This window comes from Hugenholtzia roseola DSM 9546, assembly GCF_000422585.1.
Lineage (GTDB): Bacteria > Bacteroidota > Bacteroidia > Cytophagales > Bernardetiaceae > Hugenholtzia > Hugenholtzia roseola.
Genome location: NZ_AUGI01000053.1, coordinates 42,043 through 54,088, shown reverse-complemented (window position 1 = coordinate 54,088; position 12,046 = coordinate 42,043). Strand labels below are relative to the sequence as shown.

General features: G+C 44.1%; 8 protein-coding genes. 7 read left to right on the top strand and 1 reads right to left on the bottom strand.

The genetic code is table 11. From position 1 onward, the window contains the following. Positions 1-5,060 (bottom strand): IgGFc-binding protein (locus tag G500_RS0106370; RefSeq protein WP_027001973.1); only part of this gene is annotated, 5,060 nt, incomplete at its 3' end. A gap of 390 nt (positions 5,061-5,450) precedes the next feature. Here G500_RS0106370 and G500_RS0106360 point away from each other — a divergent pair. From G500_RS0106360 to G500_RS0106330, 7 genes are all read left to right on the top strand, one after another. Further along, positions 5,451-6,164: a porin family protein gene (locus G500_RS0106360; protein ID WP_027001971.1), complete on the top strand. Its 714-nt coding sequence runs from the start codon at positions 5,451-5,453 to the stop codon at positions 6,162-6,164. A gap of 80 nt (positions 6,165-6,244) precedes the next feature. Continuing rightward, a complete protein-coding gene (locus tag G500_RS0106355) occupies positions 6,245-6,490 on the top strand; it encodes a cytochrome b5 domain-containing protein (protein WP_027001970.1) in 246 nt (81 codons plus the stop codon). Positions 6,491-6,592: 102 nt separating this feature from the next. Beyond that, positions 6,593-7,219 (top strand): NfeD family protein, encoded by a 627-nt coding sequence (locus tag G500_RS24850; RefSeq protein WP_051203331.1) that lies wholly within the window; start codon positions 6,593-6,595, stop codon positions 7,217-7,219. A gap of 58 nt (positions 7,220-7,277) precedes the next feature. Further along, on the top strand, positions 7,278-8,828 hold the full coding sequence (locus G500_RS0106345) for a flotillin family protein (protein ID WP_027001969.1): 1,551 nt from the start codon (positions 7,278-7,280) through the stop codon (positions 8,826-8,828). A 106-nt stretch (positions 8,829-8,934) separates the two neighbouring features. Next, positions 8,935-10,230: an exo-beta-N-acetylmuramidase NamZ family protein gene (locus G500_RS22550; protein ID WP_245574467.1), complete on the top strand. Its 1,296-nt coding sequence runs from the start codon at positions 8,935-8,937 to the stop codon at positions 10,228-10,230. Between the two features lie 57 nt (positions 10,231-10,287). Then, positions 10,288-11,004: a DUF3575 domain-containing protein gene (locus G500_RS0106335; RefSeq protein ID WP_161626090.1), complete on the top strand. Its 717-nt coding sequence runs from the start codon at positions 10,288-10,290 to the stop codon at positions 11,002-11,004. 125 nt (positions 11,005-11,129) lie between these two features. Continuing rightward, on the top strand, positions 11,130-12,038 hold the full coding sequence (locus tag G500_RS0106330) for an Rpn family recombination-promoting nuclease/putative transposase (RefSeq protein WP_027001967.1): 909 nt from the start codon (positions 11,130-11,132) through the stop codon (positions 12,036-12,038). Positions 12,039-12,046 lie beyond the last annotated feature (8 nt).

The following is a 12,046-nucleotide window of genomic DNA, read 5'->3' as shown; positions in this document are numbered from 1 at the left end:
CGCACTGTTATTTCCGAAATTGCCTCACAAGTAGCTCCCAAGACCTCGTCAAAGACGCGCACTTGATAGCTCTGTGGTTCATAAGTTGGTTCGGCTAATTTATCAAAAGAGAAGGTATAAACAACGCTATCTGACAACAAATTTCCTGCTGCATCACGCCACTCGTATTGATAACGGGGCTGATGGGTAGGCAAAAAGGCAGATAAAGTAATACTATCCGACTCGCAAAGTACAATTTCAGTAGGCAAATTCAAGGTAGGATTGTTTAAAATTCTGACCGAAACGGTATCGCTGCTTTCAGGGCAACCTGTTGGGAATCCGCCTTTGACAATAATTTGAAATATTCCTGCACTATCAGAAGAGAAAGTTGCATTTGCGCCTGTCCCCGAAATTGTGCCGTAAGAAGCCGTCCAAGTGTAATTGTCCGCGCCCTGTGCCGTTAGGTTGATGGTTTCGCCTGCACAAGCAGCTTGGGCGTAAGTTTCCAAAATTTCCACTTGCGACTGCCGCTCGAAACGGACGGTAATCGTATCGCGCACCTGACAACCTGCGGCATCAGTAACCTGAATTTCGAAGCGCGTAGGCGTGTAGCTATCTTCAAAAACAATTTCAACATGGGCATCATCAGAAATGACTTCGCCAGTGGCTAAATTGCGCCAAACGTACTCATAATCAGGCTCATGGGTGAAATTGAAGGCATCAAAACGAAGCGTATCAGTTTGGCAGGCGACAATTTCGTCGTCGGGCAGGGTTGCGCCAGCGACATCGAGGCGAGGGCGAATATTAACATCTATACTTTTTGATAAAGTACAAATTACGCCAAAAGTTGTATCGCTTACCGTAACGGTATAAGTGCCAGCTTGATTGACAATCGCGCTTAAATTATCGTTTGATACAGAAACAATACCTGTTCCGATTCCTGAAAAAGTCCAAGAAACGAGCATATTTTCGATGTTGGTCGCCTCGATATAAAGCCTTTTTTCATCGGCACAATCTTGATTTTGCTCCTCCAAAAGTTCAAAATCAGGGTCGGGTTTGAGTTGGATTCTGACCGTATCGCGCACTTCACAGCCGCGCAAAAGGTCTTTGACAATGACGGAATAGAAACCTTCTTGCGGCACATCATAGGTAGAATCTGTACCCAAAATGGTATTATCGCCTGTCTCATACCATTCATAGACTACACTATTGGGGTGTGAAAGGTCGGCAGCCACTAAGCGGAAGGGCAAATCCGAAGGGTCGCAAACGCGACGGTCTTGTCCTAAATCTACCTTCAAGGTGTCGTAATCGTAAATAAAGACGGCATTAGAAAAGCCTTCGCAACCTGTTGTAACATTCTGCAAACGAACTTTATACCAGCCTGTGTCTAAGGCAAAAAGGGTATCATTGCCATTTCCTACCTGCGCCCAAATGTCATTATCAAAATCATATTTGCGCCAATCATAGATAAAATTGGTAGGTTCGGGCATCGTCGCAACGATAATTGCCGTATCGCCTACACATTTAAACCTATCAACGCCAATATCAACCGTAGGATTCGGATTGACAGTGAGGACGATTTCGTTGCTTTGTCCGCTACAACCTTCGGTCGTACCGATTGCCCAAACTTTGTCGCCATTGTTTAGGATAGAGGCAGGAGCTACCCAAGTAGTGGGCGAGGTGCTGCTCATGGGTAAGCCATTGATATAAAATTGGAAGCTATCTGCACCCGCAGCGGTGAAGGTAATGCTTTCACCCTGGCAGATTTCTGTTGCAGTGGCGGTTAGGGTAGGGGTAGGCACAGGCACTACCTCGATTTGCACCGAACTGGGAGCAGGGCTAAGGTTCTGACAAACGGCATCTTGTAAGCTAACCAACGTATATGTTCCGCCGTCGGAGGCAAAGGTATAGTTGAAAGGGCTTGGCGTTGTGGCTGTGCCGATACTTTCGGTTACAAGCGTTGTATTTCCTTGTGGGTCGGTATATTCATAGGCGATTTCTACGGGGAAATTCCCTGTAATATTGAAGCTCACTTGGGCGGTTTCATTTTCGCAAATTCGCGTGCGATTGCTTGAAAATGAGGCGGTTAGTTCTGGCGCAAGCGTTACCTCTGTAATGGTTTGTGCCTGACAGCCTGTGTTGTTGTCTGTTAGGGTTAGGCGATACCTTCGATTTTGGGTAGCAGCCGTAAAGCCTGTAATGGCAATAGTTGGATTTGTACCCAAACTACTCAAAGTGTTGTTGTTGGCATCTACAATCGCCCATTGGTAGCTATAATTTCCTGCCGTAGTTGCGTCTAAGTCTAAATCGCTTGCGCCTGCACAGACCGAAACTTGGGTAGCAGGGCTGCCTGCATAGCGGATTTCGGGGGTAGGATTGGTATTAAAAGTAACGGTTACTTCGTCAAATTTAGGGCAGGGATTGGCTAAGTTAGGGTCTATGATTTCTACCTGATAGACCGTTGTGGCAGAGAAATTCGCCACTGTTAGTAGCCTATTGTTTCCTACCACAATCGGATTGAGCGGGTCGGTGATGTCGCGCCAAACGTAGGTAATGCTATTGCCATTATCGACGTTGCTACCTGCAATCACTTGCGCTCCTTCGGAATCGCAGAAAGTCAGTTGGCTATTGCCTACGTTGGCTGTGGGATAGAAAACGATTGTAACTTCTTTTTCGGTAAAACAGAGGTTTGAAATAGGGTCGCGCACGCGCAAACGGTAAGTGGTGCTACTCGAAAAGAGGTTGGCTGCAAGGGTAGGCGTATTAGCGATAGCAGTTGTATTTGTACCAATAAACCATTCATAAATAATACCATTTGGCAAAGCAGGGTTTGTGCCATCTAATATTTTTTCGCCTTCGGTGTCGCAAAAGTTCAGGGTTTGCCCCGAAACGACGCTGCCTGCCAAAGAGATTTCTGTTTCGGGAATGGGTTTGAAGGTTACGGCAAAGGCTTGCGTTACCTCACAGGGTTGGTCGGTGTCTAAGTTGCTAATTTTGAGCGTATAATTTCGAGTAGTGGAAAAATTATCTACTATCAAACTTGTCCCTGTGGCAATGGGGGCAACGTTGGTATTTGTACCCAAAAACCATTCGTAGAGCAAATTCCCCGTATTGGCAGGGTTTGCGGCAGAGAGCGTTTGTGCGCCATCGGCATCACAGAAGGTAAAATTGGTGCTGGCAGCTCCGCCATTGTGGGTAATGCTCGCAATCGGGGGCGGATTGAAGGTTACGCTAATGACATCTACGCCATTTGCACCTGCCACGCCTTGACAGTGTAGGGCGGTAGTAAAGACGGTAAGCTCGAAATTTTTTGTACCCGTAAAGCCGCCTACGCTTAGGGTCGCATTTGTGCCTACAATGGTATTGTTGCTCAAATCGCGCCACTGATAGGTAACGCCTGCGGGGTTAGTGGCATCGAAGCCGTCTAAAATCTGATTGGGCGTGCCTTGGCAGAAGACAAGGGCATCTTCGGATTGTCCATTGTATTTGATGTCGGCAATGGGAGGCGTATTGAAAACTACCTCTATGGTATCGATGCGCAAGCAGCCGAAATTATCCGTTCCTCGCACTTCATACTGCCCTGATTGGGTAGGCGTGTAGAGTTGGGTTGTGGCTAAAACTGTATTGCTGGGCAGCCTACGCCATTGAATATTTGTAAAATCGTCCCCTGCATCTAAGGGAACGGAATTTCCGACGGTGCAGAAAGTGGTATCCTGCCCTACATCTAAGACCGTTTGCAGGCTCAAACCGGGCATATAACCGTAAGAGTCGGCGGCATCAAAGCCATAGACATAGGCAATTAGCCCATCTGTGCCTGCGCCATCGGTGATATTGCGCGTACCCGGTACAAGTGGTGTGCGTGCAAAGGAATATTGCGTGCCTGCAATGGGGGTAAAAGTAAGTCCTGCGCCATCGAGCTGCACGTTGGCGGCGTTGCTGGTGCGCGTCAGTACGTTCAGATAGATTTCGGCTAAGTTGAAGGCTTCGAAATTGATATTTTGTACCGTTTGCTTGTTCGGACTCAAATAAATCATAAAAGGGTCGGCGTTTGTCAAGCCGTCTGTATCGCGCGAGGTGCTAAAATGGGCTACCAAGACAGGCTTATTGCTGCTGATAACCTGTGGCGTATTGCTTGCTTGTGTGTCAAATTCAAAAAAATCGCCTTCGTTTAAAACAGGCTGTGCCACGCCATTGCGCGTTACAATCGTGCCATTTTCACGCGCCAAAACGCGAAAGACATCATAAGAACGCTGCAAAAGTGGTATGCTGATAAAATCTCTACCCCAAGTATTGGTAGGTGGCGATTGCTCAAAAAGGTGGTCGTAACAGCAAATTCCCGCAGGAATCCGCGCCCTTTGATTGCCCGAAAAGACGGCAACGGGCTTATTGGAAACGATTTTACTACCTGTTAGGTCGCCTGTGTTGTTATTGCCTACATTCGAGCGCACCTGATAGGTTTGTCCTTCTTGTAAAGTAACGTTAATCGTGCCATTGGCAGCTACGCCGCCCAAAGTCGCCGCTTTTGGCGTAATCGTTACTTGTGTATTGTTTTCTGTGGCTACAATCAAAAATTGACTTCTGTATTGCGCTCCGCCTTGTGGAGGGCGATACATCAGTGCGTAATGCAGCGTACCCAAAGTAGGCTTTGGAAAAATAAGGGTCGCATCTGTGGAAAAGGTCTTTTTATTGATGGCATAAACATTGACAGGACTCAGGCTTGTAATTCTAATCGCTTTATTTTCAGCTACTTCCGAGCCTTGAATTTCGGCGGCGGCAGGAATGACAATGGTAGTAGAGCTATTTGCCGCTACGGTAAAATTTTGTAAAAGTGTGGTGCCGCCATCTATAAAGACACTACCCGAAGTAGCCGTAGAGGAGGCTATCACGACGCGCATATCGATTACGTCGCCTTCGTTGTGGCGCATAAAACCAAGCCAAAAGTCTGTGCCTTCCGTTGTTTGGGCGCATTGCGCCTGCAAAGATGCGGTAGGAAGCCCGACTGCCGTACAAAGTGCCAATAGCACGACAAGCAGCGTTTGTCTTTTGAGGATAAATTTTGTCAAGTTATACTTTTTCAACATAAAATTTTGAGGTGGCAAGTAGTAAGAAGCTCGTTTTTTGTTTGGAAAAAGGGAAAACCAAACTTTTTGGATATTTGAGAGAGCAAGTTAGAAAAAAAACAAGCAGGCGCAAAACCTTGTCCTAATTTTAAGTAGTCTAAAAAAAGATTTTTTTCCGAAAAATCGCTAAAAGAACGCCAAAAGCCAAATCTACGTATTTGATTGTCTTTGAAACTCTTATCACAAGTGTAAGGTTTTGACTTTTTTTTCTTTTTCAAAAAAGAACCGCTCGCCTTCAAATTAGCCTAATTTTTGATAGCAAAATTTGGTGCAAAAAAGAAGTCCTCAATTTCTAACGTGAGGCGATTTGCGTTACTTTCTAAACATTCCCTTATTTCTACAATACAGATTATGAAAAAAATTAGCTCTGTGCTATTTTTAAAAGCAATGCTGGCGTGTTTTATCGCCGCGACGTGGCTTTTGATGCCTACCCAAAAAGCAACCGCCCAAGATTCGCCTTTGCGTTTAGGGCTGAAAATAAACCCCATTATCTCGATGGTGCGCCTAACCGACGAGGATAAAAATGTGCTGGATAATGTAGACAAAAAAAGCCGAATCGGTTTTTCAGGAGGATTGATGCTCGATTATAACTTTTCGGAAAAGGCAGGACTTTATACAGGGCTTAATATCGTAAGCAGAGGGTATAAAGTGGGTATGGAAACAATGAGTTCAGATTCCGTTCCCGTTCGTGTCAATTTGGAGCAAACTGTGGCTTTCACAACCCTCGAAATCCCCTTACAGCTTAAAATGCGTTCAGGCGATATCGCCGAAGGCTTGCGTATCAGAGGACTTTTTGGGGCTGCCTTGGGCTTTAATATTGCTGCCAAAACCACTTCACTTTTCAATGGAAGCAACGAGCAAACTACCAAGAAAATGGAGGGTTACAACGTCTTTACGCCTGACTTTGTGGCAGGGCTTGGCATAGAATACGACTTACAAGACATCGGTACAATAGATGTAGGGGTTAGCTATCACTATGGCTTGACGCGCCTAACTACAAAGAACGCCAATCAGGGACGCGCCTTCCTTAATTATTTGGGCATAGACTTGGGCTTTTATTTCTAAAAGTTGAGGGCAGATGCTACACAAAACCTATAAAGTTCGCCTTTATAGGTTTTTTTTTGTAAAAATATAAAATCTCACCTATGAATTTAGAAAACCTACCCCTATATACGCGCCAGCAGCTCGCCTTGCGCAACGGACAAGACCGCCCCGAAATTTGGTGCGCCTATCAAGGGTTTATTTATGACCTTAGCCATTCGCGCCTTTGGCATAAAGGCAGGCACTACGTCCATTGGGCAGGACAAGACCTAACGGCAGAAATGGCAGATGCGCCACATACGCCTTATGTTTTTGATAAGTTTGAGCCTATTGGCAGGTTGCAAGCATAAACTTAAATTTATTTAAAAAGGCGACTTTTTTTTGGGAAAGAAAGAAAAAAAGATTATCTTGACCGCGTAGATAGTGCCTACTAATTCTAAACCCCTTCTAATATGCTCCCTTCTTCTCTTTTCTTGTCAGACCTCGCAGCCGTTTTTGTTTCAGACGGCTTTGTAGGCGCAGCCCTTCTTTTTTGGCAGGCAGGCAGTGAGATAGAAAATCTCTACTGGTGGATTGCCGTCCTTTCAACGGGCTTTATCGTACTAAGGCTGCTTCTTAGCTTAGTAGGCGTAGAATTAGACCATGAGTTTGACCTCGATTTTGGCGATTCTGATTTTGGCGACATTTCCCTTTCTGCCTTTGCTACCTTATTTGCCATTGCAGGCTGGGCGGGCGTATTGGGCTATCATTTTACCGATTTTGGCGATATGGCGATTGTAGGAATTGCGATAAGTGCAGGTTTAGTGGGCTTTGTCGTCGCGATTTTGACGCACCAAAAGCTCAAAAAATTGGAGCAATCAGGCAATTTAGACTTGCGCAATGCTATCGGAAAAGTAGGCGAAGTCTATCTGACCATTCCCCAAGAGGGCGAAGGGCAGGTGCAAATTGTGGTGCAGGGCAAGTTGCAGACCTTAGATGCCAAATCGGAAGGCTTACTTATTCCCACAGGCGAAAAAGTCATGGTTTATGAAGTAGAAAATGGCAAACTCTTAGTAGGGCGTTTTGAGCTTCACGACTAAAAACAGAACCTTTTTTCAAATTTTAATATATTTTATCTTTTAACTCAATTCTCTGCTTATGGAATTTTTATTAAGTTTAGGTGGTATCAGTGTCGTGATACTTTTTTTGGTGGCTGCATTTTTGCTTTCGCGCTACAAACGCTGCCCCTCTAATAAAATCTTGGTCATTTATGGAAATGTAGGTAAAGGCAAGAGTGCCAAGTGTGTGCATGGGGGTGGCTCTTTCGTTTTGCCCATTATTCAAGATTGGCAGTTTCTTAATCTCAATCCGATTCCCATCGAGATAGATTTGCGCAATGCCCTTTCCAAACAAAACATTCGCATCAATACGCCCAGCACTTTTACCGTTGCTATTTCTACGCGCGAAGAAATTATGCTCAACGCCGCAGAAAGGCTTTTAAGTCTTGATGAGGCTGAAATTCGAAACCAAGCCTTAGATATTATCATTGGGCAGCTGCGTCTGGTTATCGCTACCCTCACCATTGAGGAAATCAATCAAGACCGTGAGCAGTTTCTTTCCCTTATCAATAAGCACGTGGCGAGCGAACTCAATAAAATTGGCTTAGAACTTATCAACGTCAATATCAAAGACATCACAGATGAATCGGGCTACATCGAGGCGATTGGTAAAAAGGCTGCCGCCGAAGCCATCAATATCGCCCGTATTCAGGTTGCCGAGCAGGAGCGCAGTGGTGCAATCGGTGAAACAAAAGCCGTTAGAGAGCGAGAGGTGCAGGTTGCCTTAGAAGTAGCCGCTACCGACGAAGGGCGCAAAGAAGCCGAAGCCCAACGCCGTATCCGCGTGGCAGAATTAGAGGCAAAGGCAGCCATTGCCGAAACCAAAGCGGTGCAAGAAAAAGAGGTTTCTATTGCCGCCGAAGAAGCCAAAGGGCAGAAAGGTAAAAAAGAGGCTGATTCTACACGCAGGATTGAGGTTGCCAAATTAGAAGCCGATGCCGTAAATGGTGAAAACTTAGCCAAGGCGAATGTCGTGGATTCAAATGCCACTCTTGCCGAAAAATCCGCCGAAGCCAAGCGCAGGAGCGATATTGCCAACGCTGTGGCAAACAAAGAAATCTTAGAAGCGGAAAAAGCCACCGAGCTTGCGCGTTTGGAAAAAGACGAAATTGTCAAGAAAGAAATTCAGAAGCGCAAGCAGGAAATTGAAGCCGAAGCCGAAGCCGAGCGCGTCCGCCGCATTGCCAAAGGGGAAGCCGACGCTACCTTGCTCAAATATCAGGCAGAGGCAGAGGGTCTGAAAAAACTTTTAGAGGCAAAGGCAAAAGGTTATCAAGACATCTTAGCTTCGTGCGAAGGCGATACCAGCGCAGCCGCTACGCTCTTGCTTATTGAAAAATTAGAGATGTTGGTAGAAAAGCAAACCGAAGCGATTGCCAATCTCAAAATCGATAAAATTACGGTTTGGGAAAATGGGGCTTCGGGTGCAAATGGGGGCGCAACTTCTAATTTTGTCCGCAATCTTATCAATACCCTGCCGCCTATGCATGAGCTTGCCCAGCAGGTTGGCATAGAATTGCCGCGCTTTTTGGGCAATATTCAAGGCAGACAGAGCGAGGGCTTGGGGCAGGAAGAAGATACGGCAGAGTAGTTTTTGTATTGCCCTTTGATTTTTATTCTTTTGGTTCTTTTTCATTTCAATCTAACTTCGGACAAGGCATTGCCTTGTCCTTACTTTCTTTTCCCATCTACTTGTTTTGATTTCTCTTTCTATGCGCATTTGTACGCTTTTTGTTCTGATTCTAACCTTTCTTTTTGCCGCTTTTTTGGCTGCCTGCCAAGCCCAAACACAAAAGATGGAGGGCTTATCTGAAACGTTACAACCACTTGTGGGGGCAGACCAGCCCGAACGCTACCTGCCCTTATTAGCAGATAAAAAAGTAGGGCTTTTAGTCAATCATAGTTCGCAAGTAGAGATAGAACAAGGTAAAAAATTGCACTTATTAGACTTTTTATTAAAAAATAAAATAGAAGTAGTCAAAATTTTTGCACCCGAACATGGTTTTCGAGGCAAAGCCGAAGCAGGCGAAAAAGTAGAAAGTGGCAGGGATAGCCAAACGGGGTTGCCTATTATTTCTCTTTATGGTAAAAATAAAAAACCATCACGCCAAGATTTTGAAGGGATAGAGGTACTCCTTTTCGATATTCAAGATGTGGGTGTGCGTTTTTATACCTACATTAGCACTTTGCACTATGCGATGGAAACTGCCGCCGAGATGGGCGTTTCCCTTCTCATTTTAGACCGCCCTAACCCAAATGGTGGCTACATAGCAGGGGCAGTATTAGACACAACGCAGGTGAGCAGTTTTGTAAGCATGCACCCAATTCCCATTGTGCATGGGCTTACTGTGGGCGAACTGGCGCGTATGATAGTGGGTGAAAAGTGGCTAAAAGTGCCAGATTCTTTGCAAAAAAAATTAGATTTACACATCATAACCGTAGAAAACTACACACACCAGACTCCTTACGAGCTACCGATTGCGCCTTCGCCTAATTTGGCAAGTCAGCAGGCTATTTATCTTTATCCTTCTCTCTGCCTTTTTGAAGGAACAGCGTTTAGTGTGGGCAGGGGTACGGATTTTGCCTTTCAGGTCTTTGGCAAGCCCGATTTTCTAAATAATTCGGATACGCTTTTACAAAAGCAGTTTCCCCAAGCACGTTTTATCCGTTTTACGCCCAAAAAAAATGCCCAAATGGGACTTGCCCCTCTCTATGAAGGGCAGCCATGCAGTGGCGTGGATTTGCGACACCTGCCCTTCGAACAAACAAAATTCAGTTTGCGCTATCTTTACGGGGCTTATTTGCAAACGCCTGAAAATGAGCGTCCTAACTTTTTTAAAAGCGATTTTTTTAGCAAATTGGTAGGCAATAAAATCTTAGAAGCCCAAATTCGGGAAGGCAAGACGATAGCAGAAATAGAGCAAACTTGGGAAAAAGATTTGGCGCAGTATCGGGTGATGCGCCAGAAGTATCTTTTGTATCCTGACAAGTAAAAAATGAAAAGTTTTAAGTTTTATATTTTACAAAAAATCAAATACTTTCAAACGAAAATGAATATTCACAAAAAAGTTTGTAATAGTCGCTTTGTGTTTCTTCTCTTTGTGTTATTTTCTTTATGGGAAAATGACTTGCAGGCACAGGAACGCGACAGTGTGGCTACTCCTTCGCGAGCTTCGCGCCGTTTTTTCGTACTCAAAACGCAGCCTTTTCAACCGCTTATCAGAAAATACAGCATCAGTGGCGAATTAAGGCTCAAAAATCACAAAAGTTTGCAGTTGCAAGCGGCGTATTGGGATTGGGGCTTATCAATAGAATTAAGCAGCCTACGCCTTAATCTCATCAGTGGAACTATCGAGGCGAATGAATTTGAAGGCGATTTGTATTTTCGCAATGTAGGTTTTCAGGCAGAGTGGCGGTCTTATTTAATAGAAGAAACGCCGTTGGAGGGACTCTATTTTGCGCCTGCCCTTAACTTAGGCTTTACGCAAGCCCGCTTTGAAGTAACCGACCCCGACCCTTTTTCACTTGGTACAGAAGGCACTGGAAACCGCAACTTTACCGCCATAGGAGGCAATCTTTCCGTAGGTTATCAGCTCATTATCAACAGATTAGCCTTTGATGCTTTCTTAGGCATTGGGGCTTTCTATAATTCTCTCCACCAAGTAGAGATTACCTATTCCGACGGCAGGCGCGAGCAAGTGGATACAAGTATTCCGCGTATTCTCCCCTTTCCGCGTATAGGACTTTCGATGGGAATTGCATTTTAAATTTTAAAGCGAAAACCCTGCAAATATTTTAAATATTAGCAGGGTTGGTTTCTCTTACGTATTGGCGTTGCAATAGCACAGCAGTATTCTTATCTTTGCAAAAAGAATTTTTTAACCACAAAACTATGAGCAAAAGACTAATTCGCTTCGACTGGGCAGTTAAAAAACTCCTTCGCAATAAAGCTAACTTTGTTGTCTTAGAAGGTTTTTTATCTGAACTTCTTTTTGAGGACATCAAAATTGAAAAGATTTTGGAAAGCGAAGGCAATCAGGAAACCGAGCAAGACAAGTACAATCGCGTAGATATTTTGGTGCAAAACGCTAAAAATGAGCTTGTTATCGTAGAAATTCAAAATACGTATGAGATTGATTATTTCCATCGCATGGCGTATGGGGCATCTAAGGCTTTGACGGAAAATTTAAGTTTGGGGCAGTCTTACTCTGAAATTAAAAAAGTAATTTCTGTGAATATCGTTTATTTTGATTTAGGACAAGGTAAAGATTATGTCTATAAAGGGACAACTAATTTTCAAGGCTTGCATGAACACGACCTTTTGCAACTTTCAAACAAACAAAAAGAAACCTTTACCAAACAAAATATATCGGATATTTTTCCCGAATATTATATTATCAAAGTGAATCAATTTAATGATGTCGCCAAAGATACTTTGGACGAGTGGGTTTATTTTTTGAAAAATAGTGAAGTAAAAGATAGTTTTAAGGCAAAAGGTTTGGCAGAAGCAAAGGAGGTTTTAGATGTCATGCGTCTGAATCAAGAGCAAACTTATGGCTACAATCGCTATTTGGACTACTTGCACGTAAAAGCAAGTGAGGCACTTTCTTTGAAAATTCAACAGGAGGAACTAATGGAGAAGAAAGTAGCAGAGGCGAAGGAAAAAGTACGGAAAGATGAGAAAATTGAAATTGTTAAAAATGCTATTTCAGAAGGTTTTGAAAATCAAATAATAGCACGACTAACAGGTTTAACTATTGACCAAATAGAAGACTTGCGAAATGAAAGGAAGAAAAGTTGATGAGAATC

Excerpts from the sequence above, each read along its gene's own strand:
- G500_RS0106360 (WP_027001971.1), top strand. The coding sequence starts at position 5,451 with ATGAAAAAAATTAGCTCTGTGCTATTTTTAAAAGCAATGCTGGCGTGT.
- G500_RS24850 (WP_051203331.1), top strand. The coding sequence starts at position 6,593 with ATGCTCCCTTCTTCTCTTTTCTTGTCAGACCTCGCAGCCGTTTTTGTT.
- G500_RS0106335 (WP_161626090.1), top strand. The coding sequence starts at position 10,288 with ATGAATATTCACAAAAAAGTTTGTAATAGTCGCTTTGTGTTTCTTCTC.
- G500_RS0106330 (WP_027001967.1), top strand. The coding sequence starts at position 11,130 with ATGAGCAAAAGACTAATTCGCTTCGACTGGGCAGTTAAAAAACTCCTT.
- G500_RS0106355 (WP_027001970.1), top strand. The coding sequence starts at position 6,245 with ATGAATTTAGAAAACCTACCCCTATATACGCGCCAGCAGCTCGCCTTG.
- G500_RS0106345 (WP_027001969.1), top strand. The coding sequence starts at position 7,278 with ATGGAATTTTTATTAAGTTTAGGTGGTATCAGTGTCGTGATACTTTTT.